We start from the raw sequence: 26,718 nt of genomic DNA, 5'->3' as shown, positions 1-26,718 counted from the left end.
CGCCCCGGGCCTAGGGCAAGACGGTGACCGCCGAGGCCGCGGCGTCCGCCGGCCACAGCGGGTACGACGCGAGTGCGCCGGCCCCCGCGTACGACACCGCGGCGCGCACCGGCGCATCGGTGTCGAGGCGGTAGACCCCCGTGCCGACGGGGAGGGCGACGCTCGCGCCGGCCCCCACCGCGGTCGTCAGCGGGTCTCCCCCGTCGACCGGCGTGAGGGTGACCGTCGCGTCGCTCGCGTCGCCGGCGATCACCACGGCGGCACCGACGCCCGAGGCGACGGCGATCACTCCGGACGACGAGAACGCGGGGGCGGCGGCGTACCAGGCGAAGTCCGCGCCCTCACCGAAGCCCGTGGTCGACCACGCGCCTCCGACGACGGGAGCGGCGGCCGTCACCTCGACGGTGTAGGCCCCGGCCGCGACGCCCGAGAGGTCGAGCGAGGTCGGGAGTCCTGCCGTGAGCGGCACCGAGCGGGCCTCCGGCACCGCGGTCGCGGCATCCAACGGGGTCATGGTCACCGTCGCCGTGGTGTCGGCCCCCGGTGCGAGAAGGCGCAGGACGGTCCCCGCCTGGCCCTCGCCCGTCGTCAGCACCTGCACCCCGGGGATCACCAGGCGCGTGTCGGCCTGGGCGAAAGGCGCGACCTGGTCGCTGCCGCCCGGCAGCAGCACGCGCGTGAGGCTCGCCTGCAACGAGGCGTGCACGGGGGCACCGGATGCCACCACCCGCACCACCGGGCTCTCCTCGCCCAGCAGCAGGCCGGCCAGGGGCACGACGCGGCGCTCACCGGGCGGGACGACGAGGTTGCTGCCACCGGGAGGGGTCGAGACGCCCTGGGCACCGTAGACCGACAGCTGGACGGTCGCCGGGACGGTTCCCGGGTTGGCGAGGACGACGAGGTCGTTCGACCCGGTGGTGGAGGCGCCGCCCACGAGCCACGACTCGGCGAGGGGCGCGCGGCAGGCGGAGGCGGCGAAGCCGGTGAGGTCGTCCGACACCGCGGTCGCCGAACCGGCAGCGGCCAGCGGGGTCTGCACGCCGTCCTGCGGGGCGGCGCGCAGGGCGTCGGCGGAACCGTCGTCGCCGCCCGTCGCCCCGGTCAGCGCCGATGTGTCCGCGGAAGCGGAGGAGGGACCGCTCACCACCTGCTGCGCGGCGGCGGCGCTCAGGCTGTTCGCCGCGTCGGCGCTGCGACCGAGCGCCAGCAGCGGGCCGTCGCACGCGAGGACGGTGTCGGAGGGCGCGGGGGTCGCCTGCACCCGGACCGGCTCGGCGGCGTACTCGGGCCAGGGCGCGGCGATACCCGCGACGGTGCCGACGACCGCCGCCGTGGCGACGGCTGCCCCCGCCACGACGCGGGCGCTCGTGGCGGCGAAGCGGACGAGACGACGATCGCTCATCGTGATCCTCCCGAGATCGGGCCGACCGTGCGCGGCGTCCGCCGGGCGACCCGGCGCGAGGCGGCGGTGGGCACGGCGAGCAGGAGCGCGACCAGCACCACGCCCAGCGAGGCGAGAGTGACCAGGCGCTGGAGACGCACCTGGTGATCGTCGATGGGCGCACGGGCGACGATGGTGGTGTTCACGCGCCAGAGGTCGCCGCGGGAGGTGGCCCCCACCGGGTCGAGCAGGTCGCGCTGGTCGAGCGACGTGGCCGCACCGAGACGCGCCCCGCGGATCACGTCGTCCTCGCCCGCGGGCGCCGACGCCAGCAGCACGAAGCCGATGCCACGATCGGCCAGACGCGTGACGACGTCGTCGGCGGACGGAGTGACGAGATCGGCGGCGAGCGCCGCGAGCTCCTCGTCCGCGGGCGACGCGGCGGTGCGCGTGGCCTGCACGGTGCTCTGACCGGACAGGGTGGCGCTGCCGCCCCAGACGACGTCGACGCGCATGCCGTCGGCGCGGGGGTCGAGCACGATGGTGCCGATGTCGGTGGAGCCGCGCCCCTCGGCGGCGACGAAGGCCGGCAGGGTCGACACCGGACCGTTTGTCAGCACCGAGCGACCGCTCTCGACGGAGGCGGTCTGCGCGGTCAGCGCCGGGGCCACGGCGACGAGCAGCGCCGCCAGAGCGGCCAGCGCGCCGATCGGTCGCAGCACGCGCACGCGCTCCACGAGGCCGGCGTCGAGCGCGACGACGGCGGCACCGACCAGGCCGATCCACGCGAGGCTCAGGCCCGATCCGGCCCACACGGGCACGGCGATCGCGTCGCGGAACGACACGGCGACGCCCACCGCGGCGAAGGCCGTGGCCAGCCCCGTGACCGCGATCACCAGCAGAGCGGATGCCGTCACCCAGCGGGGCGTCAGCACCGCGAGCAGCGCGAGCACGGCGAGAGGCGCGACGAGCAGTCCCACCCACCACACGGGCCCGTCGAACACGGCGGCCCACCCGCCGGGATCCGACGTCGGGAAGCCGGCCGCCAGGAGCGCCCGACCCAGGGGGTCGGCCGTGGCCTCCGCCCCGGCATAAGGCACGCCCGGATCCGCGAGGAGCGCCCACGGCGTCCCGCGACGCACCTGCGTCCACACCAGGGGCGCGAAGATGACCGCCGACGGCACGAGCAGCCAGACCACACGGGCCACTCCGCGGCCCGCGACGAGCGCCACCACGATGAGCGCCGCCGACCACAGCACGACCACCGCGGGTGCGAGAGACGGGGCGCACGCGAGCACGGCGACCAGGAGGAGGGATGCCGCTCCGGCCGGCGCCCACGACCGATGGGCCACGCTCGCCGCGAAGAACAGCCACGGCAGCAGCAGGTGCAGCAGCACGGCAGCGGGGCGGCCCTCCACGAGGGCGGCGAGGAAGGTGGGGGCGAGGGCCCACGCGAAGGCGGCGGTGATGCGCAGCAGCGACGACTCGGTCACCCGCGTGGCGGCGAACCAGCCGCCCAGCACCGCCAGCGGGAGCGCGAGCACCCACAGCACGACGAAGGCTCGCGAGGGGTCCCCCGGCGAGAGCGTGCCGAGGAGCGCGACGAGCGCCGAGAACGGGTCGGCCGGTCCCACGGCATCCAGACCGAGGGGGCGAGCGCCCCAGGCGGCGTCCTGCCAGAGCTGAGCGATGTCGGCACGGAGCGGCAGCAGCGCTCCCCCGCCGAGGACGGGCCAGGCCAGCAGGGGGGCGAAGAGCGCCGCCGACACGGCGAGCGCGCCGAGGACGGCCCACGCGCCGCCCCCGACGAAGAAGCGCAGCTCCGAACGAACGGGGGCGTCGGGGTCGGCGCCGTCGGCGTCGAGACGCAGGCGCATCTGCGCCCGCGAGATGCGCAGCGGCGCGATGCGCGACCACCCCACGCGGCGTACCGTCCGGATGCGGCGACGGGCGCGCGCGACGGCGGCGGGTCGGAAGAGGACGAGCAGCGTCGCCCCCCACTCCGGCAGCACCCGGTAGGGCATCTTCGTCACGAGGTGCATGACCGTGCGCCACAGGGCGAGCGGCAGGAACGAGAGCCAATGCAGCAGCACGGCCGCGGACGGCGCGTACGCCAACCGCCGGTGCAACTGCGCGGTGCGCGTGGCGAACGCGCGACGACGCGCCCGACGGCGACCGCGCGCCATCGCGGCCACGCCGTCGCCCGCGACCGCGACGCGCGCCGCCGGCACGAGCGAGACGAGATCGCCCGCCAGGCGCGCGCGCACGCCGAGGTCGAGCCCCTCGTCGGCCCCACCGAGGGCGGGGTCGAGACCACCGAGCGCGCTCCACGCCTCGCGACGCACGAGCATGCCGCGCACGTCGGCACCGAGCACGTCGGCATCGGCGTCGTGCTGACCCTGGTCGAGCTCGCCCTTGGCGAGTTCGACCGTGCCGCCGTAGCGGTTCATGCTCACACCCAGCGACACGATCTCGTCGCGGTCGTCCCACGACACGAGCTTGGGCGCCGCGATCACGAGCGACGACGACAGCTCGAGGGCACCCGCGAGACGGACGAGGGCGTCGGGATCGGGCGCGGTGTCCTGTGCGAGCAGCCACACGGCGTCCCCGGTCAGACGCGGCGTGGCCAGGGCCGTGGCGACGGCGAACGGGGTGCCGGCCGGAGCCGTGATGACGCCTTCGGCGCCGGAGGAGGCCGCGACCTGCGTCAAGGCCGGGTCGGCGCCGCACAAGACGATGGTCAGGGCGTCGACCGGACGGGTCTGGGCCGCGAGGGCTGCGAGCGTGCGCTGCAGATGGTTCGCGGCGGGGGTGCGTCCTTCGGGACGCACGACGAGGATGGCGTGTACACGGGCGGGCATGACCGGATCAGCCTAAGTCGGCTCCTCCGCGATCACGGACGCCGCGCCGTCGGGACGCCGATCGCTCACCCCTGGGTCACCCGAGGGCGACGGGCGGCGGATCAGGCGCGACGCTTGAGCTTGCGGCGCTCGCGCTCGCTGAGACCGCCCCAGATGCCGAAGCGCTCGTCGTTCTGCAAGGCGTACTCGAGGCACTCGCTCTTGACGTCGCACGAGGTGCAGATGCGCTTCGCGTCGCGGGTCGATCCGCCCTTCTCCGGGAAGAAGGCCTCGGGATCGGTCTGCGAGCACAGCGCGTCGGTCTGCCAGGCGAGGGTGTTCTCCTCGGTCGCGTCGATGTCTCGGCGAACGCCGGGCACTCCCAGATCGACCGGGTCCACGAACCAGTTGTCCGGGACACCGGACCGGTACTGCGACGTCGCCATATCGTCCTCCGCCTCGTTCAAGCCCCCATGACGCGGTTCCGCGTAGACATAATTACACCCGTGTGATTCGGTTTGGTCAAGTCGCGGATCGTAAACCCTCAAGGCCGAGGTGAAGCTTCACACCCCCTCACGGCGTGTCGCGATCAGGCCCCCGGCATCGCGACGAAGACCTCGCCGCCACCGTCGCCCGACAACGGGGACTCGTCGGGGGTCACGAGCGCGGCCTGCCCGGGCTTCAGGCTCACCTGCGCTCCCGAGGCTCCGGTGATCGTCGCCTCCCCGGCGACGCCGAGCGCGATCGCGACGCCGCGCAGGTCGAGCGACCCCGACGCCTCGGCGGCCAGGTGCCCGAGGGCGAAGTCGGCGATCCCGGGTGCGAACACCTCGGCACCGTCGCCCGCCGGGGTCGGCCGCAGGAACGGCGGCTCGGCGGGCCGGAGGTCCACCAGCGCCAGCAGTTCGTCCACGTCGATGTGCTTGGGGGTCAGCCCCCCGCGCAGCACGTTGTCGCTCGCGGCCATGATCTCCACACCGAGACCGGCGACGTAGGCGTGCAGCACGCCGGCGGGCACGAAGATCGCCTCACCGCGCCGCAGCTCGACGAGGTTCATCAGCAGCGCCACCACGATGCCGGGGTCGGCCGGGTAGGCGGTGTGCAGCGAGCGGGTCAGGGCCAGCTCGGCGGCGAACTCCCCCGGATCGGCGGATGCCGCGGCATCCACGATCTGCTCGATCGCGGTCGCGTCGGCCTCGCCGAGGAGCCAGGCGATGCTCGCGCGCAGGGCGTCGGCGGCGTCGGGCGCGGACAGGTGGGTGCGCAGCGTCTGCACGCCCGGGGCCTCACCGAGGGTCGCGACGAGCACGCGCGTGCGCTCGATGTCGCGGAGTCCCGCGAGAGCGGTGAAGGTCTCGCTCAGCGCCACGATGACCTCGGGCTTGTGGTTGTCGTCCTTGTAGTTGCGCTCGCCCGCATCGCGCGGGACCCCCGCGGCCTCTTCGCGCGCGAAGCCCTCGACGGCCTGCTCCTTCGAGGGGTGCACCTGGATCGACAGGGGCGCGCCGGCGGCCAGGAGCTTCAGCAGGTAAGGAAGCGCGGCGGGCACGCCGTGCTCGCCGGCGGCGGCCGGGAGCCACGCGTCGAGGGTGCGCTCCGAGCCGTCGTGCACCCGCGCGGGCGAGCCCGGGTGATCGCCGAACCACACCTCGGCCTCGGGAGCACCGGAGGGCTCACGACCCTCGAGGTCGGCGATGAGCGTGGGGCTGCCCCAGGCGTAGTCGCGGGGCGTGTTCGAGATCGGGATCAGCACGGCGTCAGCCTAGTGGTCCGACCGGACGGTCCCGGATGCCGCCCGCTACCCTGAGATCACCATGGCGATGCACACGAACCACCCGGTGTCGGCGCTGCCGACCGCGCCTGCGCGCGAGACGACCGGGCACCTGCTGCTGCGCGCCTGGTGCGTGTTCGTCCTCGTGCTGGCGCTGGGCGGTGTGGGACTCGTCAACGCCGTCGGCCCCGTGCCGACGGCCGTCGTCGTCGTCGCCTCCGCCGTGGTCTCCGCGATCCTCTGGCTCGTGACCCGACCGCCGCTGGCCGTGCGCCGCCTGCCGTGGCTGGCGTTCGGCTACGTCGCGTGGGCCACCGCGTCGCTCGCCTGGAGCGCCTGGCCGGCGGCATCCGTGCTCACCTGGCTCCTGCTGGTGATCACGACCTTCCAGGGCCTGTTCGTGGGAGCCGTGCTCACCTGGCGCGACGTCGTTCGCGCCGTCGCGTCGGCCGCCAAATGGATCGTGGGGTTGTCGTTGCTCTTCGAGCTCGTGGTGTCGGTGTTCGTGCGGGGGCCGGTGCTCCCGGGCTTCGTGATCCCCGACGAGCGCCTGGATCCGATCGTCTACTGGTCGCGCGACAACCTCTTCGACGGCGGCCGCATCCAGGGCGTCTTCGGCAACGCCAACCTCCTCGCCGCCGTCATGCTCGTCGCGATCATCGTGTTCGCGATCCGGCTGGCCGTGGGCGCCCCCCGACGGGTGCTGCTCGGGGTGTGGATCGCGATCGCCGCCTTCCTGTTCGTGCGCGCGGGGTCGGCCACCGCCTTCCTGGCCGCCGCGTTCGTCGCGCTCGTGCTCGGCACCGTGCTCGTGATGCGCACGGCGCGGCGCCCCGGCGAGCGCACCCGCTGGTACCTCCTCTACGCGGCGATCGGTCTCGGTGCGGCCGCTGCGCTGTGGTTCGGCCGCGACGCCCTGTTCGGCCTGCTCGGGCGCGGCGCCGATCTGACCGGACGCGAAGGGATCTGGGCCGACGTGATCGCCCGCGCCGACCAGCATCCCGTGATCGGCTGGGGCTTCTCGACCCCCTGGATCGCCTCGGAACCGCTGATCGACGGCTGGATCGTCGACCACGGCCAGACGGTCGTGCAGGCGCACAGCATGTGGCTCGACGTCTACCTCCAGCTCGGCGGTGTCGGCGTCGTGCTCCTCGCGCTCGTGTACCTCGCCTACGTCTGGCGCTCGTGGTTCTTCGCCGTCGACCGGCCGCGGTGGGACCTCCGCGACGACCGCCCGCACTCCCCGCTCACGCTCCTGCCCACGCTGATCGGCGCCCTCCTCGTCGTGCAGGGACTCACCGAGTCGGGCCCGCTGCTGCTGTGGGGCTGGATGTTCGTAGTGCTGTTCGGCGCGAAGATCAAGCAGACGCCGCTGGTCGGAGTGGGGCCCAGCGAGCAGAGCATCTCGATCGAACGCGGCGAACTGCAAAGACCCGCCCCGTGACCGCGGAGCCCGACGCGCTCCGCCCTCGCCTGTTCTCCCTGCTCTCCTCGGCGGCGCTCGCCCGCGCGTTCACCCTGACGGTCTTCACCACGGTGTTCGGCGGCTTCGCCCTGACCGCCGTCGCGGGTGCGGTCACGCTCGCGACCGTCCTCGCGGGGCTGTGCATCCTCGGCGCGGCGATCCTGTTCGCGCGGCGCGACGAGATCGAGCTGGTGCGCCTCGCCCCCACGACCCTCGTGCTGCTGGTGGCGTGGGCCGCCGCGAGCGTCTTCTGGAGCGCCGCGCCGACCGCCGCCCTCGCCGGATGGATGCAGCTGGCGGGGATCGCCCTCCTGGCCGTCGTGATCGGCCACGTGCGCGACGCCCTGCAGACCGTGCGCGCCCTCGGCGACGTCCTGCGCTGGCTGCTCGGCATCTCGCTCGGGCTCGAGGTGCTCAGCGGCATCCTCCTCGATCTGCCCATCCCGTTCCTCGGTATCCAGGGGGCGATCGCCGACCTCGGCCCCATCCAGGGCCTGTTCGGCACGCGGAACGCGCTGGGCTTCGTCACCGTCATCGCGCTGATCACCTTCCTCGTGGAGTTCCGCACCCAGTCGGTCGGCGTGGGCGTCGCGATCGGATCCGTCGTGCTCGGCGGCGTACTGGCCGCGCTGAGCGGATCGCCGACGGTGATCGTAGTCGCGCTGGTCACGGCCGTCGCGGCACTCGCCCTGTGGGGCGTGCGGCGGGTGCCGACCGATCGACGACGCGGGGTGCAGGTCGGACTCGGCATCGGGGTGGCGGTCGTGGTGGCCGTCGCGTACGCCGCACGGGCGTCGCTGGTCGCCGCCCTCGGGGCCCAGGACGACCTCGAGACGCGCACGCGCGTGTGGACGCGCGTCCTCGACATCGCCGACATCCGCCCCGTCCAGGGCTTCGGGTGGTTCGGGGCGTGGGACCCCGACGCCGTCCCTTTCGCCCTCGTCACCCTCGCCGACGGCGCGCGGCACGCCTCGGCCCTCAACGCCTACCTCGACGTGCTGCTGCAGCTCGGCTGGGTGGGCCTGCTGCTGTTCCTGGCGCTCGGCGGCCTCGGCCTCGCACGCGGATGGCTCGTCGCGGGCGAGCGGCGCGCCGTCGTCCACGCCTGGGCGCCGCTCATCCTGGTCGCTCTGCTCACCGTGTCGCTGTTCGAGAGCTTCACGCTCACGGGTCCGGGATGGCTCCTGCTCGCCTTGTGCGCCGTGCGGGCGGGGCAGTCCCGGTCGTGGCGCGAGCGCCTCGAGCAGCGGATGACGGATGCCGCCCGCCCCGCGACCGACGGCCGCCCCGGCCCCGACGGGCGGCGCGGGCACGCTCCCGACGCTCAGGGCGGCGCCGGTGACGCCGGGTAGACTGCGGGCGGCCCCGCCGAGGCCCCCTCGCCTGAGACGAAAGACCTCTTCGTGACGTACACCCTGCAGAACGCCGTGCTCCCGCTCGACCGCGATCCCGACCTTCTCCCCCTGTACGTCGACCCCGAGACATGGTCGACGATCGACGAGGAGCCGGTGCGCGTCACCAACGTCGCACAGCTGAGCAACATCCTCGACCGCACGCGCGCCCGCATCGTCGCGGGTCGGCGCGTGTCGTTCGGCACCTACTTCAACGCGTTCCCGGCGTCGTACTGGCAGCACTGGACCGCCGTCCGGCAGGTGCGCCTCACGGTGCGCACCACGGGAGACGCCACGATCCTCGTCTACCGCTCGAACGGCGGCGGGACCAAGCAGCGCCTGGACACCCGTGAGGTGCGCGGCGACGCGAACGAATCCTCCTTCGACCTCGTGCTCGACCAGTACAGCGACGGCGGGTGGATCTGGTTCGACGTCGCCGCCGACCGCGCTGACGCGATGTTCGAGGGCGCCGAGTGGACCACCGAGCAGGAACCGGTCCGCGCGGGCAAGGCGAGCATCGGCATCACCACCTACAACAAGCCCGACTACTGCGTCGAGACGCTCACGGCTCTCGCCGACTCCCCCGACGCTCTCGACGTGATCGACCGGGTCTTCCTCATCGACCAGGGAACCGATCTCGTCGCCGACCAGGACGCGTTCCCCGCGGTCGCCGGACGCCTGGGTGAGACCCTCGAGGTGGTGCGCCAGCCCAACCTCGGCGGCTCGGGCGGCTTCGCCCGCGCGATGGTCGAGACCCTCGCCCGGGAGGGGAGCGACTTCGTGCAGCTCCTCGACGACGACGTGCGCATCGAGCCCGAATCCATCCGACGCTCCGTCGTCTTCGGCCGCTACGCCTCTGTGCCCACCATCGTGGGCGCGCACATGTTCGACCTGCTCGACCGACCCAAGCTGCACGCGTGGGCCGAGGTCGTCGACGACGCCCCGTTCATGTGGCGAGCGCTGTTCCAGGAGCGCCTCCCCCACGACTTCAGCGTCGCGAACCTGCGCCAGTCCCCCCTGCTGCACATGCGCCTCGACGCCGACTACAACGGCTGGTGGATGTGCCTCATCCCCACCAGCATCCTGCGGGAGATCGGGCTGTCCCTGCCCGCGTTCATCAAGTGGGACGACGCCGAATTCTGCGTGCGGGCGCGGGATGCCGGTTACCCCACCGTCTCGGTCCCCGGCGTGGCGCTCTGGCACGTGTCGTGGCTCGGCAAAGACGACTCGATCGACTGGCAGGCCTACTTCCACGCCCGCAACCGCATCGTGTCGGCACTGCTGCACTCGCGTTCCCCGCAGGGCGGCACGCTCATCCGTCACAGTCGACGCGTCGACCTCAAGCACCTGATGATGATGCAGTACTACCCGGTGGAGCTGCGCCACCGTGCGCTGCGCGACATCCTCTCCGGCCCCGAGCACATGCGGGCAAATCTCGCCACCGCGATGCCCGCCGCCCGTGCCGTCGCGAAGAAGCATCCCGAGACGGTCATCCACAAGGATTCCGGCGTCCCGCTGCGCTCCCGCCGCGGTCGGCAGGTGTTCAAGCGTCTGAAGAACCACCAGTTCGACAGCCCGACCGGCATCGCCCTGCGCACCTTCACACTGCGCACGCTCCTCTCGCACTGGTTCCACACTCCGCGCCCCGAGAACGTCGAACAGCCCGAGGTCGAGTTCGGCAAGGGCGACGCCAACTGGTGGCGCGTTCCGCTCTACGACAGCGCCCTCGTGAGCGCCGCCGACGGGTCGGGGAAGAACATCTACACGCGCGACCGCGCGCTGTTCCGCCGCATGCTCGTCGACAGCTGGCGGCTGCACCGCCGCCTGCAGCGGGAGTGGCCCTCCCTCTCGCGCCGTTACCGTCGCGCCCTGCCCGATCTCGTCTCCGAGTCGCAGTGGCGCGCCACCTTCGAGGAGCGTTCCTGACCGTGGCATCCTTCGATCCGACGTCGGCGACCATCGTCGTCGTCACCTATAACCGCACGCCCCTGCTGACCCGGTTGCTCGAGAGCATCGAGCAGATGGATCCGGCGCCCGGGCACCTCGTGGTGGTCGACAACGCCTCGACCGACGACACCACCGCGGTCGTGGAATCCTTCCGCGACCGTCTGCCCACGACGCTGGTCTACCGCCGTCTCGAGACCAACACCGGAGGATCCGGCGGGTTCAGCGAGGGCATGCGCGTGGCGTACGACCTCGGATCCGAGTGGATCTGGCTGATGGACGACGATGTCGAGGTCGTCTCCGACGGACTGGCGCGCATGGGTCACTGGGCGCCGCGCTTCCGCAGCATCCAGGGTCGTCGGTACGACTCCGACGGCAGCGAGTTCTACTGGCAGTACCGCGTGGCGGAGTCGATGGCGATCCCCATCCCCTTCGCCCCGGCCGGCTTCGACTCCTCGGGCTACAAGCCGATGAATTCGGGATGCTTCGAGGGCATGTTCATCCACCGCGACATCGTCGCGAAGATCGGCCTGCCCGACCCGCGCTTCTTCATCTACTGGGACGACCAGCTCTACGGATGGCTCGCCTCCCGGCAGACACCCTCGGTGATCGTGAACGAGTTCGTGCTGCGCCGCACGCGCGAGATCAAGCAGTGGGACATGGGCATCCGCCACATGAACGCCTCCAGCGACGCCTATCGGTACTTCATCATGCGCAACCGCGCGTATCTGGCGAAGTACTACCGCGAGCTGGGCGTCTATCGGCCGCTGCCCTTCCTCACCGGCACCGCGCTGACCTTCGTCAAGGAGCTCATCCGGCTCGTCGTCGTCGAACGCAAGGTCCGCGGCACGAGCCACCTCTTCCGGGGGCTCCGCGACGGACGGGCGATCGCCCGCGACTCCTCGTGGAAGCCGATGCCGCCTTTGGAGCAGGCGCAGCCCGCGTCCTGAGCGCTCGCGCTCAGCGTGTGGCGTAGTCGGTGTTGTAGCGGTCGAGCACCTCGGCGATCGGGGCGTCCAGCTGCAAGGCGCCGCGGTCGAGGTAGAGCCCGCGCGTGCAGAAGCGGCGCAGGTCCTTCTCGTTGTGACTGACGAAGAAGAGGGTGCGTCCCGCGGCGAGCATCTCGTCGATGCGCCGGTAGCACTTCTCGCGGAACGCACGGTCGCCCACGGCGAGCACCTCGTCGACGAGAAGGATCGGCTCGTCCAGCTGCGAGACGACCGAGAACGCCAAGCGCACCTTCATCCCGTTGGAGAGGTGCTTGTAGGGCGTGTCGACGAAGTCGCCGATCTCGGCGAACGCGATCATGTCGCCGAAGCGACGCGCGACCTCCGCACGCGGCATCCCGTGCAGTCCCGCCGTGAGGCGCACGTTCTCGCGCACGGTCAGGTCACCCACGAAACCGCCCGTGATCTCGATGAGCGGTGCCACACCGCCCTCGACCTCGACGCCGCCCTCGTCCGGCAGCAGCACGCCCGCGACGAGCTTGAGCAACGTCGACTTGCCCTGGCCGTTGCGCCCGACCACGCCGATGGACTCGCCCGGCTGCACGCGGAACGACACGTCGCGCAGGGCCCAGAACTCGTCGGGACGCGAGCGGCGCGCGGAGCCGGCGAACAGATCCTTGAGGCTGCGGCTGCCACGGCGGTTGCGGCGGAAGCGGACGCCGAGGCCCTCGACCTCGATGGCGGGTCGCGTCATCACAGCTCCTTCAGCACGGGACGCTCGAGACGCGGGAACACCATCAGGCCGATGACCAGGATGCCGACGCTCACCGCCGCGCCCACGACGACGGTCAGGGTGTCCCACTGGTCGGGGAAGAAGCCCACGCGGTAGAGGGTAAAGATGCCGGCGAGCGGGTTGAACGCGGCGATGTCGGCGAAGACCCCGGGGAGATTGCCGACGCCGTAGATGATGGGCGAGGCGTAGAACAGCGCGCGCAACACGAGGCGCGTGGTGCGCTCGAGGTCGCCGAACATCACGCACAGGGGCGCGACGATCAATCCGAGTCCCACCAGCAGGATCGATTGCAGCAGCACGGCGAGGGGGAACGCCAGCAACGCCCACGACACCTGCGCTCCGCCGAAGACGGCGAACAGGGCGAGCACCGGCACGGAGAAAAGGAACTCGATGCCCTTGCTCAGCACGATGCGGTTCACCCAGATCCACCGCGGGATCGCGGTCGAGCGCACCAGGCGGGCGTCCTTCTTGAACGCCTTGGTGAAGTCGGTGACCGCTGAGTTGAACCACACCCACGGCAGCAGCGCCGTGATGAGGAAGACGATGTAGGGGTCCTCTCCGACCGACCGGTGGAAGACCTGCGTGAACACGAACCAGTAGATGCCGGTCATCACCAGCGGGTCCAGCACCGACCACAGGTAACCCAAGGCGCTCGTCGAATAGCGCACGCGGAGGTCGCGCGCCGACAGCAGCCACAGGGAGTGGAGCGAGCGCCGCACCGATCCGGGGGCGCCGACGGCGGCGGAAGTCACCACGAAATCCTATGCGGGCGCGTCATCCGAGGCTGGACGGAAGCTGCTCGGCCAGCGAGGGACCGAGGGTGCGGGCGTACAGACGCGTGAGGTGGTTGTCGTCGCGGTACACGGAGACGTTGCCGATGACGCCGACGCACAGGTCGTCGGGGCAGATCCAGGGAGTGAGGTCGAGCAGGTCGACACCCGGGCGGTCGAGCACACGGGCGGGGTTCTCGTCGGCGAGGGACGCCGCACGGGGTGCGGCGCAGTCGAGCGGATCGTCCGCGTCGATCACGCAGCCGTACATGTCGAACGCGAACCGCGGGTTGTCGCGCACCGCCAGCACCGGGATGCCGGCATCCCCCATGCGATCGAGGAACAGCTCGATGCCGGGGCGCACGACCTCGTCGTCCTCCCCCGCGTCGGAACGCGTGACGACCGTCATGACGGCGTCGGGCGCGACCCGCTCGACGAGATCGATCGCTTCCTCGCGCCACGCGTCGCAGCGCTCGTCCATTCCGGGTTCCGCCAGTCCCATCGAGCAGCCGCCCTTGATGAGACTGACGACTCCCCACCCGTTCTCGTCCGCGAGCGGCAGCAGCGCTCCGGTGATCTGCTGCGCGTGGGAGTCGCCGATGACCGCGATCGTGAAACCGGCTCGTGCGGTGCGAGCGGTCTCGAAGCACGTGCCGAGGAGGATGTCCGTGTCGACGCTCCATCGACCGGCGCACGGGTTCTCCAACTGGACCCACTCGTCGTCGAGCAGGGTCGGGAGGGGCAGCAGCTCGGCATCCGTCGGGATCTCCGCCAGCGACGGATCGCGCAGCACCGCGGCACCGGGGTTATCGCGTACGGCCTGCGCCTCGATCGCCCGCTCCTGCGCCCACGTCGACACCTGCCAGGCGCCGAGGGGAAGGGCGACGACGCTCGCGGCGACGGCGACCACCGCGACCGGCACCCACGGCGAGCTGTCCGACCGACGCCACGCGCGCACCGGTCGATCCACCGCCCACGTCAACGCGCGCGCGAGCAGCAGCGACAGCGCGATGATCGCGGCACCTCCCACGAGACCGACCTCGACGCGCTCGTTGACGACGAGGAAGGTGACGAGGATCGGCCAGTGCACGAGGTACAGCGCGTACGCGTCGCGCCCCACCGCCTGCAGCGGCCGGGAGGACAGCAACCGCGCGGGCCCCCTGCCCCGGTCATCGCCCGACCCCGACACGACGATCGCGGCCGCGCACAGGACCGGCCACAGCGCGAGGAACCCCGGGAAGCCGCCGCGCACGTCGAGCACCGCGCCGAGGACGAGCAGGCCCGCCAGCCCGGCCCATCCCAGGATCGCCCGGGCGACGGCGCCAACGCGCACGTGCGGGAGGGCGACGACCAGGAGGGACCCGGCCGCGAACTCCCACAGCCGCGCCCCCGTGTCGAAGTACGCCATCTCCTGCGCCGTCGCGGTGCGCACCACCGAGTACACGAACGACAGCGCGAAGACGGCGCCGAACACGACACCCACGACCCGGTCGGGAGAGAGGCCGCGCCGGCGGACGACGAGCTGGCAGAGTCCGAGCAGCACGACCCACAGGACGAACGCCTGCCCCTGCACCGACATCGACCAGAAGTGCTGCAGGGGGCTCGGGATCTCGGTGCGGGCGTAGTAGTCCACGGCATCCGCCGCGAGCACCCAGTTCTGCACGTAGGCGAGCGACGCCCAGGTCTGATCCCAGACCGCGCGCCAGGCGGTAGGAGCGTAGGTGAACCAGACGAGCGCGAGGACGCCCGCGAGCGTCACCGCCGCGGCCGGCAGAAGGCGGCGGAAGATACCGAGCAGGTGAGGGAGCGGTCGGACGGGGTTGGGCCCGGCCATCCGCCGGACGAACCCCCGGGTGAGGAAGAACGCCGACAGCATCAGGAAGACGTCGACCCCGCCCGAGACGCGTCCGAACCACACGTGGTACGTGACGACGAGGAGGATGGCGACGGCACGGAGGCCGTCGACGTCGGGCCGATACGCCCACCGCCCCTCGTCCGCCCTCCCGCCGATCGACGGGAGGGTCTGCGGACGCAGCGTCAGACGCACGAACCCGTCACGCGAGCTGGTTGTTCCACATCGACAGCGCCGACCCGATGGCCATGTGCATGTCGAGGTACTGGTAGGTGCCCAGGCGTCCGCCGAAGTACACCTCGCTCTCGCCCTTGGCGAGCTCGCGGTACGCGAGCAGACCGGAGCGGTCGTCGGCGGTGTTGACCGGGTAGTAGGGCTCGTCGGCGCGCGTGGCGAAGCGCGAGTACTCCCGCACGACCACCGTCTTGTCGGTCGGGTAGCGGTCCGCGCGCTCGGGGTGGAAGTGCTTGAATTCGTGGATGCGCGTGTAGGGCACGTCGGCATCGGCGTAGTTCATGACGCTGGTGCCCTGGAAGTCGCCGATCGGCAGCACCTCCTGCTCGAAGTCGAGCGTGCGCCACGACAGCTCGCCCTCGGCGTAGTCGAAGTACCGGTCGACCGGACCGGTGTAGACGACCGGCACCTGACCGACGGTCGCCTTCTTGTTCAGCGGCTGCGCCTCGTCGAAGTAGTCGGTCGACAGCTTCACCTCGATGTTCGGGTGATCGGCCATCCGCTCCAGCCACGCGGTGTATCCGTCGACCGGGAGACCCTCCCAGGTGTCGTTGAAGTACCGGTTGTCGTACGTGTACCGCACGGGCAGCCGCGAGATGACCTCCGCGGGGAGGTCCTTCGGGTCGGTCTGCCACTGCTTCGCGGTGTAGTCGCGGATGAACGCCTCGTACAGCGGGCGTCCGATCAGGGCGATGCCCTTCTCCTCCAGGTTCGCGGCATCCTTCGCGTCGAACTCGCCGGCGAGCTCGTGCACGAGCGCCTTCGCCTGGTCGGGCGTGTAGGCGGCCTGGAAGAACTGGTTGATGGTGCCGAGGTTGATCGGCAGCGGGAACACCACGCCCTTGTGCGTCGTGTAGACGCGGTGGACGTACGAGGTGAAGTCGGTGAAGCGGTTGACGTACTCCCACACCGTCGGGTTGGAGGTGTGGAACAGGTGCGCGCCGTACTGGTGCACCTCGATGCCCGTCTCGGGCTCGTTCGCGGAGTAGGCGTTTCCGCCGATGTGATGACGACGATCGATGACCGTCACCTTGCGGCCCGCAGCGGCCGCGCGCTCGGCGATCGTGAGACCGAAGAAGCCGGAGCCGACGATGAGGAGATCCATGAAGTGGTGCGTCTTTCGTGTCGCGGACACGCGGAGAGCGATCCCGCGCCCCTCCAGTCTAAAGGGGCACCTCGCCGCGGCCTTCAGGGGCGGGTCAGCGACCGTCCGTTAGCATGGCTGACTGTCGTCCAGCGAGAAATGGGAGTGCATGAGCGATTCCTGGTGGGTGATCGTGATGCCTCTCATCATCTCGATCCTCGCTCTCGTCGTCCCCGGAATCGTGGTCCTCGCCGCCGGGTGGGGCGTGCGGCGTCTGCGCATCCTGGCCCTGGCACCGGTCGTCTCGATCGCGATCCTCGCCGTCGCCGCGATCGCCGCCCCGCTCGCGCGCCTGTCGTGGTCGGTCGTGCCGATCGCGATCGTCACGATCGTCGCAGCGGCTGTGGCGTACGCCCTGCGCCGATGGGTCGGACCCGAGTCCGGCGACCGCACCCCGGGGCGCACCCTCCTGTGGGGCGGCCTGTCCCTCGTGGTCGCGGGCGTGGTCATCGCCCTCCAGCTCGCCTGGGTCTTCGGTGGTCCCGCGCACATCTCGCAGACCTTCGACGCGATCGTCCATCTGAACACGGTCGCCTTCGCCGTCGACACGGGCGACGCGTCGGCCTTCCACATCGGACTCACCTCCGACATCGGCTTCTACCCCAACGGCTGGCACACCGTCGCCGCGCTCGCCGCCCAGGCGACCGGAGCCGCCGTCCCGGTCGCCGTCAACGCCGCCAACATCGCGCTCGCAGCCGTCGCCTGGCCGCTGTCGGTGGTCGCCCTGAGCACCGCCCTGCTGTCGGAGCGCACCGCCGTGGTCGTCAGCGCCGCAGCACTGTCGACGGGGTTCGGCGCTTTCCCCCTGCTGCTGATGTTCTTCGGCGTGCTCTACCCGAACGCCATGGGCTACGCGGTCCTTCCGGGCGGTGTCGCCGTCGTCGTCCACCTGCTGCGGGCGACCGGACTCGCCGCGCGGGTGCGCGCCGCCGTCCTGCTCCTGGTGGCGGCCGCGGGCGTGGGCCTCGCCCATCCGAACGCCTTCCTGTCGATGGCGGCCCTGGGCGCCGGTGTCGCCGTCGTCGAGCTGGTCGGCCGTGCGGTGCGGCATCCGTCCCGCCGTCGGTGGCTCTCGACCACGGCGATCCTGCTGGCTTTGTTCGTCGTGCTCGGCGTGCTGTGGCGCGTCATGCGCACCAACGCCGAGATGTCGATCTGGGCGCCGTGGCAGACCACGGCCCGCGCAGTCGGCGAGGCCCTCCTGCTCTCCCCCGGCGGCTACACGATCACCCTGACGGTCTCGGTGATGATCGCGGCGGGCATCTTCGCCATCGTGCGCCGACCGCGCCTCCTCGTCGTCGCCGCGCCCATGGCTGTCGCGACGGTGCTCTTCGTGGTGGCCTCGGGCACCGCCGGGGGCAACGCGCTGCGGGAGTTCCTGACGAACCCCTGGTACAACGACTCCTATCGCCTCGCCGCCCTCCTGCCGGCCGCCGGGATCCCGGTCGCCGTCCTCGGTGCGGTCACGATCGCCGACGCCGCCGGGCGCGTCCTCTCCCGCGCCCGTGCCGGGCGCGTGCTGCGCGTCGCGGTCGCCGCGGTCGGCGTCCTCGCGGTGTTCTCGGTCGGGGTCAGCCCGAACATCCTCCGCACCGCCGCCGACGCGCGCGGCGCCTACGCTCTCGACGCCACCTCGCCGCTGCTCACGAGCGATGAGGAGGCGCTGCTGGAGCGCCTGCCCGAGACCACGCCCGCTGACGCGGTCATCGCCGGCAGCCCCTGGACGGGAGCCTCCTTGGCGTATGCGATCGGCGACCGCGAGGTGCTGCGCAAGCACGTGTTCGGTGCGATCGGAACCGACGAGGAGTACCTCGACAACCGCTTGAGCGCGATCGACTCCGATCCGCGCGTGTGCGAGGTCGTCGACCGCCTCGGCGTCGACTACGTGCTCGACTTCGGCGCGCAGAACGTCTGGAACAACCCCGGCGTCGGACTCGAGCGCCAGGGGCTCTACAACCTCTCCCCCTCGGAGCACCTCGTCCTCGTCGACTCCGAGGGACCGTCGGCGCGCCTGTTCAAGATCGAGGGGTGCTGACGTGTCCCGCGAGAGCCGCGTCGCCGTCGCGTACGACTGCCTGTTCCCCTACTCCACGGGAGGGGGCGAACGGCAGTATCGTGCGGAGGCCGTCGAGCTCGGCCTGAAGGGGTTCGAGGTCGACTACCTCACCGCCACGCAGTGGGACGGCCCGGCACCGGTCGAGGACGCGTTCCGCATCGTCCCCGTCACCGGGCGACTCTCGCTCTACTCGGATGACGGGGTGCGCCGCATCCCCGCGGCCCTCCGGTACGCCGGTTCGCTGTTCGGCGCTCTCCTCCGCCGCCGTCGCCGCTACGCCGCGGTCATCGTCAGCGGCCTGCCGATCTTCAACGTCTTCGCCGCGCGGGCGGCGCTGCTGGGTTCGGGGACGAAGCTCGTCGTCGACTACCTCGAGGTCTGGCACCGTCGTCAGTGGGTCGAATACTCCGGTGCGGTGACCGGAACGATCGCATGGCTGCTGCAGCGGGCCGCCATCGCGATCACGCCGATCGCGACCTGCCATTCGCAGCTCTCGGCCACCCGGCTGCGACGCGAGGGCCTCCGCGGAGAACCGCTGGTCAGCCCCGGACTCATCGACGGTGCCGCCGAGGTGCCGCCGCCGGGTCCGGCCGCGGCCCCGCCCTACGTGCTCTACGTGGGTCGCCACATCCCCGACAAGCGCGTCGAGGTGCTCCCCGCCGCCGTCGCCGCCGCTCGCGACGGCGTTCCCGGCCTGCGACTCGTCGTCCTGGGCACCGGCCCGAGCTCCGACGCGGTGCGCGCCGAAGTCCGCCGCGTGGGCGGCGAGGCCTGGACGCGGTTCCCGGGCTTCGTCTCCGACGCCGAACTCGATGAGCTGCTGCACGGGGCCGCGTGCCTGGTGAACCCCTCCCGCCGCGAGGGCTACGGACTCGTCGTCGTCGAGGCCAACGCCCACGGCGTTCCCGTCGTGCTCGTCGCCGACGAGGGCAACGCGTCCACCGAACTCATCGACGACGGCGTCAACGGCGTCGTCTCCCCGACCACCTCACCCGCCGACCTCGCCCGGGCCATCCGGGTCGCCGTCGACGGCGGTGACGACCTGCGCCGCTCCGCGCGCGCGTGGTACGACGCCGCCGTCGGCACCCGCACCATCCGCCGCACCGTGGAAGGGATCCTGTCGGCACTGCCGCTGCCGACGCCCGCCGCGGTGAAGACGAAAGAAGACAGCCCGTGACCACTCCCGCTCCCACGGACGTCGAACTGACGATCCTCATGCCCTGCCTCAACGAGGCCGAGACCCTCGAGGTCTGCATCCGCAAGGCGCAGGGCTTCCTGCAGCGCAGCGGCATCCGCGGTGAGGTCCTCATCTCCGACAACGGCAGCACCGACGGCTCCCAGGCGATCGCCGAAGGCCTCGGCGCCCGCGTGTCGCACGCCCCGCGCCGCGGATACGGCGCGGCCCTCATCAACGGCATCGAGCAGGCGCGCGGGACGTACGTCATCATGGCGGATGCCGACGACAGCTACGACTTCGAGAACCTCGAGCCGTTCGTCGACCGCCTTCGCGCAGGAGCCGACCTCGTCATGGGCAACCGCTTCCGCGGCGGGATCGCCCCGGGCGCCATGCCCCCGCTGCACAAGTATCTCGGCAACCCGGTGCTGTCGTTCATCGGCGAGCTGTTCTTCCGTCCCGGCATCCGGGACTTCCACTGCGGTCTGCGCGGATTCAACCGCGCGCGCATCCGCACTCTCGATTTGCAGACCACGGGGATGGAGTTCGCCTCCGAGATGGTCGTGCGCGCCTCCCTCGCGCGCTACCGCATCGAAGAGGTGCCGACGACGCTGAAGAAGGACGGCCGCTCGCGGCCTCCGCACCTGCGCAGCTGGCACGACGGCTGGCGCCACCTGCGCTTCCTGCTGCTGTTCGCCCCGCGCTGGCTCTTCGTCTACCCGGGCCTGGTGGCGTTCTTCCTCGGCGCGATCGCCGTCGGTGTCCTCTCCTTCGGCGGTATCAACGTCGGCGGCGTCGGATTCGACGTCACGACGATGGTCTACGCCAGCGCCCTGTGCGTGATCGGGTTCCAATCGCTGCTGTTCTTCTGGTTGACCAAGCTCTACGCCACGCAGGAGGGGTTCCTCCCCACCAGCGAGCGTTATCGCCGGATCGTGGCGAAGTGGTCGGCCGAGCGCGGCCTGCTCATCGGCGTCGGACTCTTCGTCCTCGGCGTGGTGATCGGCATCGTGCAGGTCATCCTGTGGGGCAGCCTCGACTTCGGGCAGCAGAATGCGGCCCAGGCCGTGCGCATCGCCGTGCCGAGCGCGCTGCTGATCATCCTCGGTTTCCAGACCGTCATGATGAGCTTCTTCTCGGGCGTCCTCACCACGCCCCGGCGCGAGCAGCGCCCCGAAGCCGTCATCGAGAGCTGACCGCCGTGCGGATCCTCGTCGATCTGCTCGGCTACACCGGCGGTCGCGGCGGCACCGAGACGTACGTGCGCGAGCTGCTGCCGCGCCTGGCCGACGAGATGCCGGATGCCGGCTTCGTCGCCCTGACCGGAGCGTCCGGCGCCGCCGGCGTGCGGGCGTTCTTCCCGGGCGAGGTGCGCGTGGTCGAGTGGGTCGGCGACGGACGCGCCTCGTGGGCCGCGGGTGAGATCGTCGCGGTGGAGCGGGCCGCGAAAGCGACGGATGCCGACCTCGTGTGGAGCCCCGCGAACTTCGGTCCCCTGACCGCCGGCGCCGTCCCCCGCGTGGTGTCGGTGCACGACGTCATCTACCACGAGGTGCCCGGCACGGGCCTCGAGCGGATCACGCGCGCCGTGACGGCCTGGCTCATGACGCGCACCGCGCAGACCGCGCGGGAGGTCGTCACCGTCTCCTCCACTGCGGCGAGCGCGATCTCCCGTCATCTCGGCGTCGCGCGCGAGCGCATCACTGTCGTGCACAACGGCGGGAGCGACATCACCCGCGTCGACGACCCCTGGCGTCTGCTGGCACCCCTCGGCATCCGCCCGGGAAGACCGGTCCTGCTGTCGACGGGCAACCGGATGCCGCACAAGAACTTCGCGGGTCTGCTGGCCGCTGTGGCGCGGATCCCCGCCGACCGGCGTCCTCTCACGGTGATCGCGGGCGGCGGAGCCGACGATCCTCTGAGCCCGACGGTCGAACGCCTCGGCCTCACGGCCGACGTCGTGCTGCCGGGCTGGGTCGGCGACGACCAGTTGCGCGCGCTCTACCAGGTGGCCGACGTCTATGCGTGCCCGTCTCTGACCGAGGGCTTCGGCCTGCCCGTCGTCGACGCCCTCGGCGCGGGAGTGCCCGTGGTGGCCCACGACACGGCGGTGCTGCGCGAAGTCGGCGGGGAGTGGGCGCGCTATGCCGACGCGACGGATCCCGCTGCATTCGCCCGGGCGATCCTCGCGGTGCTGTCCCTCGACGACGAGACGCGCGTGGCGCTGCGCACGGGTGGGCGGGAGTGGGCGAGCCGCTTCAGCTGGTCGGCTGCGGCCATCGCCCTCTCGGTCGTGTTCCGTCGCACGGCGGCGCGGGGGAACAGCCGTGGCTGAACCGGCGTCCCTGCGCTCGCGACTGTTCGGCTTCACGCTGATCCCCGCCGTCGCGGCGGTGTCGCCCCTCGTCGTGCTGCCGGCCGTCTCGCGCGCGGCACCCGACGGCTGGTCCAGTGCGATCGCGGGGGAGTCGATCGGAACGTTCGCCGCCATCGCCGTGGCCTACGGCTGGACGACGGTGGGACCGGCCCTCGTGTCGATCGCGGCCGACGACGTCCGTCGCGGCCGCCTGTACCGCGACGCGCTCGTCGTGCGGTTGGCGACCTCGATCGTCGCCCTGCCCGCCCTCGTGGTGGTCTGCGCCCTCGTCGCGAGTCCCGGGTACGGCCTGCTCGCCGCCCTCATGGGTCTGCAGGGCGCGATGATCGCCCTGTCGTTCACGTGGTTCTCAGTGGGCGTGGGCGACCCGCGGTCGATCCTCTTCTACGATGCGATCCCTCGGCTCGTGGTGGCCGTGGGATCGATGCTCGCCATCGTCAACGGCGCTCCCGTCGAGGTCTACCCGATGGCCGGCATCGCGGTCACGGTGGTCGGGACGACGCTGTTCTCGCTGCGCCTGCTGCGCCGGTATCCGTCGGCGTGGCCGCCCGTCCGCGAGATCCCGGACCTCTTCCGGGTCGGCGCGCCGGTGGCGCTGAACGACGCCGCCCTGGGGGCGTACTCCGCCGTGCCCACGCCGCTCGTGAACGTGCTGTCGGTCGGGACGGCCGCCTCCGGCTTCGCCTCGGCCGACAAGATGGCCAAGCTCGGGCAGTTCCTCCCGCTCACCCTCGCCAACGCCCTGCAGTCGTGGTCGGCCGAGGTCACGGGTCCCGCGCGGCGGTCGCGGCTGCGACTGGCGCTGCTGATGCACGGCGGCTTCGGCGTGCTCGGGATGCTCGTGCTCGGCTTCGCCGGTCCCCCGGTCAGCGCGCTCATGTTCGGCGCGCCGGCGGCGGCGCCTTTCCTGGTCTGCCTGGCACTCGGCGTCGCCTTCGCCCTGTTCTCCCTGCGCACCTCGATGACACGGCACGTGCTCTTCCCCGCGGGTGAGCAGCATGCCGTGATGCGGGCCACCGTGACGGCCACCGTCGTCGGCATCCCCCTCATGATCGGCGCGGGCCTGCTCCTCGGCCCCGTGGGGGTGGCCGCCGGGCTGGCCGTGACCGAGGCGATCTCCACGCTCATCCTGGTCGGGCGCACGCGCCGCCAGGTCGACCTCGTCGCCGCCGAAGCATCCACCCCGTGATCTCACCGACCGCTCGAAGGGCAGGTCTCGCATGACCGACGCACCCGACATCGACATCGTCATCCCCGTGTACGGCGGGTGGGATTTCGTCCGCTCGTGCCTGCTCGCGGCCACGCGGCAGAGCGTCGCGGCGCGGATCATCGTCGTCGACGACCACTCACCCGACGACACCGCCGACCGCGTCGCCGCCGAGTTCCCCGAGGTCACCCTCATCCGCAACGACCGCAACCTCGGCTTCGCCCGCGCGTGCAACGTGGGTCTGGCGGCCGGTTCGGCGCGACTGGTCATGCTGGTCAACAGCGACGTCGTCCTCGAGCCGGATGCCGTGGAGCGTGTGCTGGCGGCGATGACCGCCGGCGCGGAGTCGCGTCGCGTCGGTAGCGGAGCGACCCTCCTGTTGGCCCCCGACGGCACCGTCGATTCCTACGGCATCGTCGCCGACGTCACGGGAGCGGGTTTCGTGCGCTTCCACGGGGCGGAGCCGGCGGCGGCGGACCCCGTCGATCCCCCCGTCCTCGGACCGTACGGCGCCGTCGCCGTCTACGTTCGCGCCGCCCTCGACGAGATCGGCCTGTTCGACACCAACATCTTCATGTACGGCGAGGAGCTCGATCTCGCGTTCCGGCTGCGCGCGGCGGCGTGGGAGTGCGTCGCAATCGAGGGCCCCCTCGGCACGCACCTCGGCGGGGCCAGCGCGGGCCGGGAGTCGGCTCGCCAGCGCCGCCTGTCGGGCTTCGCGCGCGGCTACCTGCTGCGCAAGTACGGCGTGCTCCGTTCGCGCTGGGCGCTGCGCGCGCTGGCCGTCGAGCTGGTCGTCAGCGCCGCGCGCCTCGTGCTGCGGCGAGACGTCCTCTCGCTCCGCGGTCGATGGGAGGGCTGGCGCCGCGGCGCCGCCGCGCCCACCGCGGTCCTGCCGCTCCACGCGGTCGACCGCACGATCGGCCTGCGCGAATCGATGCGCATGCGCGGCGACCGATACTGGGCCGATCGCCCCGTCTCGCCGCGGTGACGGCATCCGGGTGTCGCCCAGGCGGGCCCGCCGTCCCGTCCCCCGTCCGCACGGGCCGGGTGGCCCAGCTCTCGCCCGGGCGGGCCGGCGGGCCCGCGTCTCGCTCGGGAGGGCCTGACGCCCTGCCTAAACTCGAAGAGTGCTGACCGCCCTCCGCTCGCGCGTGCGCGCCGCGCGCGACTTGCCGCTGCTCCGCCCGCTCGTCGCCCGCGCCGACCGGCTGTGGTGGGCGCGGGTCATCCGCCGCGCCGGCGTCGTCGACCTCGCGTACGTGCGCGCCCAGGTGGGCAGGCCCCTGAGCGAAGCAGCGGCCGTCCGTCGGTACGTGAACGGGGGCTTCCGCGACGGGCTGCGCCTGTCGCCGCTCTTCGTCGACACGGCGGTCGGCGACCACCTGCCCGAGGCATGGCGCGTGCCCGCGCTGTACGCCTACCTCGTCGCCGATCCACGGGGGCTGCAGGTGAGTCCGCTGTGGGATGCCGTGGCCTACGGCACCGCTCATCCCGAGGCCTGGGAGGCTCCCGGCGGACCTCTCGGCCACGCCTGGCGCCACCGTGAGACGCACTCGCTCCCCCTCGGTCCGCGATCCGAGCCCGCCGCGGCATCCTGGCCCGACTTGTCGCGCGTGATCGTCGAGGCCGCCCGTCGCGCCCGAGTGGGCGGCGAGGTCGGCCCGGCGCCGTCGGCGGAGCCCGTCGATCGCGAGTTGATCGTCGCGATCGGCCCCGAGGAATGGGACTTCGACGAATCGTTCGCCGAAGCGGTCGCCTTCTCGGACGTCCCCGGACAGGGGGTTGCGATCGCCGTGCTCGACGACCGCGCGGAGGATTGGACGCTCGCGTCGCTGTGGGCCGCGGGCCGCCCCCGCGTCCGCATCAGTCGGCGACGTCACGACGACGCGTCCCTCGCGCTCGACGAACTCGTCGCCTCCTCCCGCGCCGAGATCATCATCGTGAGAGGACCGAACCAGACCCTCACCGCCGCCGACGCCACGCGTCTGGCGGATCGCGTGGAGAAGAGCGCCGCCGGGACGGTGCTCGGTCCGGTGTGGAGGGACGGCGACGGCACGATCGCCGCAGTCGGAGCCACCGTCGATGGACGCTTCCTCGCCGGACACCCGATCGAAGACCTCGCCGCCCTCGCTCCGGCGACCGATCTCGAGGTCCCCGCCCTGGCCGGGAGCACCTTCGCCGCGCGCCGCGCGGAGGTCACCGTCGCGCTGCGCGGTCCCGACGCGGCTGCCCGCCTCGACGGACGGGCCGTCGTCGCCCTGGACGTCGAGACGCGCACGCGCTCGCGTGCCGAACCGGCGCATCTCCCACCGCACCTGACGGGCGGTGGGGATCTCCTGCTCCGCGCCGGGTGGGAGCGCCTCGCCCATGGCCCTCTGCCCCGTGTGAGACGTCCGCAGCGCCAGGTGGAGCTCCCCGACGGCACGCACGTGCCCGCCCTGAGGTGGGCGCTGCGGACGGCCGCACCGGTGGGCCCTCGCGCGGAGGGCTGGGGCGACACCCACTTCGCCCGGGCCCTCGCCGACGCCCTCCGGCGCCTCGGACAGGAAGTCGTCATCGACTCGTACGCCGCCCGCACCCGCCCCACGCGGCATCTCGACGACGTGACCGTGGCCCTGCGCGGTCCCGAACCGCTCGAGGCCTCCCCCACCGGTGTCTCGCTGCTGTGGGTCATCAGTCATCCCGACCAGGTGGGTCCGGACGACGTCGCGGGGTTCCACGAGGTCTTCGCCGCGTCCGCGCCGTGGGCCGAGGCGACAGGCCGCGAACTCGGCGTGCCCATCACCCCTCTGCTGCAGTGCACCGACGCGACGCGCTTCCACCCCGCCGGACGACCCCGCGGCCATGACATCCTCTTCGTCGGCACGGCGCGCGGCATCCTGCGCCCCTCCGTCGTGGAGCCCATCAGAGCCGGCATCCCCGTGACCGTGATCGGCCCCGACTGGCGCGGATGGATCCCTGCCGAGCGCATCGCCGCCACCGGGGTGGGCAACGACGAGCTTCCCGCGCTCTACGAGACCGCGGGGGTGGTGCTGAACGATCACTGGCCCGCCATGCAGGAGCGGGGGTTCATCGGCAATCGCCTCTTCGACGTCGTCGCCGCCGGTGGTCGCGCCGTCAGTGACCGCGTCGAGGGAATCGAGGAGCTCTTCGGCGGTGCGGTGCGCACATGGGAGGGGGTTCCCGACCTGCTCGACCTGCTCACCGGCGACCTCGACGCCGCCTTCCCCTCTGCGCCCGACCTGGATGCGGTGTCGGCGCGTATCCGCGCCGATCACTCCTTCGACGCCCGCGCACGGACGCTGCTCGACGCGGCGCTGCGGCGCCGCTAGGAGGCCCGTCCGGCAGTTCAGGGGGCCCGCGGGTCCC

At 72.1% G+C, this 26,718-nt stretch carries 19 protein-coding genes; 11 read left to right on the top strand and 8 right to left on the bottom strand.

From position 1 onward, the window contains the following. Positions 1-10: 10 nt before the first annotated feature. From AB0N80_RS10630 to manA, 4 genes are all read right to left on the bottom strand, one after another. Positions 11-1,402, bottom strand: coding sequence for a DUF5719 family protein (locus AB0N80_RS10630; protein ID WP_363578722.1), 1,392 nt, complete (start codon positions 1,400-1,402; stop codon positions 11-13). Next, positions 1,399-4,242, bottom strand: a complete 2,844-nt coding sequence (locus AB0N80_RS10625; protein WP_363578721.1) for a glycosyl transferase — start codon at positions 4,240-4,242, stop codon at positions 1,399-1,401. The genes AB0N80_RS10630 and AB0N80_RS10625 overlap by 4 nt, the downstream gene beginning before the upstream one ends. Before the next feature lie 101 nt (positions 4,243-4,343). Further along, a complete protein-coding gene (locus tag AB0N80_RS10620) occupies positions 4,344-4,667 on the bottom strand; it encodes a WhiB family transcriptional regulator (RefSeq protein ID WP_058232110.1) in 324 nt (107 codons plus the stop codon). Positions 4,668-4,810: 143 nt separating this feature from the next. Further along, positions 4,811-5,974 (bottom strand): mannose-6-phosphate isomerase, class I, encoded by a 1,164-nt coding sequence (gene manA, locus AB0N80_RS10615; protein ID WP_363578720.1) that lies wholly within the window; start codon positions 5,972-5,974, stop codon positions 4,811-4,813. Positions 5,975-6,035: 61 nt separating this feature from the next. On the opposite strand from manA, the gene AB0N80_RS10610 reads away from it, so the two are divergent. The 4 genes from AB0N80_RS10610 to AB0N80_RS10595 are packed head-to-tail and all read left to right on the top strand — an operon-like array spanning position 6,036 to position 11,742. Beyond that, positions 6,036-7,436, top strand: a complete 1,401-nt coding sequence (locus AB0N80_RS10610; RefSeq protein ID WP_363578719.1) for an O-antigen ligase family protein — start codon at positions 6,036-6,038, stop codon at positions 7,434-7,436. Next, a complete protein-coding gene (locus AB0N80_RS10605; RefSeq protein ID WP_363578718.1) occupies positions 7,433-8,809 on the top strand; it encodes an O-antigen ligase family protein in 1,377 nt (458 codons plus the stop codon). Before AB0N80_RS10610 ends, AB0N80_RS10605 begins: the two co-directional genes overlap by 4 nt. Positions 8,810-8,860: 51 nt before the next feature. Further along, positions 8,861-10,774: a glycosyltransferase gene (locus AB0N80_RS10600; RefSeq protein WP_363578717.1), complete on the top strand. Its 1,914-nt coding sequence runs from the start codon at positions 8,861-8,863 to the stop codon at positions 10,772-10,774. A gap of 2 nt (positions 10,775-10,776) precedes the next feature. Further along, positions 10,777-11,742, top strand: a complete 966-nt coding sequence (locus AB0N80_RS10595) for a glycosyltransferase (protein WP_315993324.1) — start codon at positions 10,777-10,779, stop codon at positions 11,740-11,742. A gap of 10 nt (positions 11,743-11,752) precedes the next feature. Here the strand turns inward: AB0N80_RS10595 and AB0N80_RS10590 are convergent, their stop codons facing one another. The 4 genes from AB0N80_RS10590 to glf are packed head-to-tail and all read right to left on the bottom strand — an operon-like array spanning position 11,753 to position 16,493. Further along, a complete protein-coding gene (locus AB0N80_RS10590; protein WP_363578716.1) occupies positions 11,753-12,493 on the bottom strand; it encodes an ABC transporter ATP-binding protein in 741 nt (246 codons plus the stop codon). Further along, positions 12,493-13,284, bottom strand: a complete 792-nt coding sequence (locus AB0N80_RS10585) for an ABC transporter permease (RefSeq protein WP_315993326.1) — start codon at positions 13,282-13,284, stop codon at positions 12,493-12,495. Before AB0N80_RS10585 ends, AB0N80_RS10590 begins: the two co-directional genes overlap by 1 nt. 22 nt (positions 13,285-13,306) lie before the next feature. Then, entirely contained in the window at positions 13,307-15,349 is a 2,043-nt protein-coding gene (locus AB0N80_RS10580) for an acyltransferase family protein (protein WP_363578715.1), read from the bottom strand. A 7-nt stretch (positions 15,350-15,356) separates the two neighbouring features. Beyond that, the gene (gene glf / locus AB0N80_RS10575; protein ID WP_315993328.1) at positions 15,357-16,493 is read right to left on the bottom strand and encodes a UDP-galactopyranose mutase; all 1,137 of its coding nucleotides are present in this window, start codon (positions 16,491-16,493) and stop codon (positions 15,357-15,359) included. A 148-nt stretch (positions 16,494-16,641) separates the two neighbouring features. Between glf and AB0N80_RS10570 the strand changes: the two genes are divergently transcribed. From AB0N80_RS10570 to AB0N80_RS10540, 7 genes are all read left to right on the top strand, one after another. Next, entirely contained in the window at positions 16,642-18,567 is a 1,926-nt protein-coding gene (locus tag AB0N80_RS10570; RefSeq protein ID WP_363578714.1) for a DUF6541 family protein, read from the top strand. A gap of 1 nt (position 18,568) precedes the next feature. After that, positions 18,569-19,765 (top strand): glycosyltransferase, encoded by a 1,197-nt coding sequence (locus tag AB0N80_RS10565; protein WP_363578713.1) that lies wholly within the window; start codon positions 18,569-18,571, stop codon positions 19,763-19,765. After that, the gene (locus tag AB0N80_RS10560) at positions 19,762-20,958 is read left to right on the top strand and encodes a glycosyltransferase family 2 protein (protein ID WP_315993331.1); all 1,197 of its coding nucleotides are present in this window, start codon (positions 19,762-19,764) and stop codon (positions 20,956-20,958) included. The genes AB0N80_RS10565 and AB0N80_RS10560 overlap by 4 nt, the downstream gene beginning before the upstream one ends. A 5-nt stretch (positions 20,959-20,963) precedes the next feature. After that, on the top strand, positions 20,964-22,097 hold the full coding sequence (locus AB0N80_RS10555; RefSeq protein WP_363578712.1) for a glycosyltransferase family 1 protein: 1,134 nt from the start codon (positions 20,964-20,966) through the stop codon (positions 22,095-22,097). Then, a complete protein-coding gene (locus AB0N80_RS10550; RefSeq protein WP_363578711.1) occupies positions 22,090-23,328 on the top strand; it encodes a hypothetical protein in 1,239 nt (412 codons plus the stop codon). The genes AB0N80_RS10555 and AB0N80_RS10550 overlap by 8 nt, the downstream gene beginning before the upstream one ends. Before the next feature lie 31 nt (positions 23,329-23,359). After that, positions 23,360-24,337 carry a glycosyltransferase family 2 protein gene (locus tag AB0N80_RS10545; RefSeq protein WP_363578710.1) on the top strand — a complete coding sequence of 326 codons (978 nt, stop codon included), beginning with the start codon at positions 23,360-23,362 and terminating at the stop codon, positions 24,335-24,337. Positions 24,338-24,476: 139 nt separating this feature from the next. Continuing rightward, positions 24,477-26,681 carry a hypothetical protein gene (locus tag AB0N80_RS10540; RefSeq protein WP_363578709.1) on the top strand — a complete coding sequence of 735 codons (2,205 nt, stop codon included), beginning with the start codon at positions 24,477-24,479 and terminating at the stop codon, positions 26,679-26,681. Positions 26,682-26,718 lie beyond the last annotated feature (37 nt).

Origin of the sequence: Microbacterium sp. NPDC089188 (assembly GCF_040685155.1) — a bacterium.
Classification (GTDB): domain Bacteria; phylum Actinomycetota; class Actinomycetes; order Actinomycetales; family Microbacteriaceae; genus Microbacterium; species Microbacterium galbum.
This window is presented reverse-complemented; position numbering and strand designations above follow the sequence as displayed.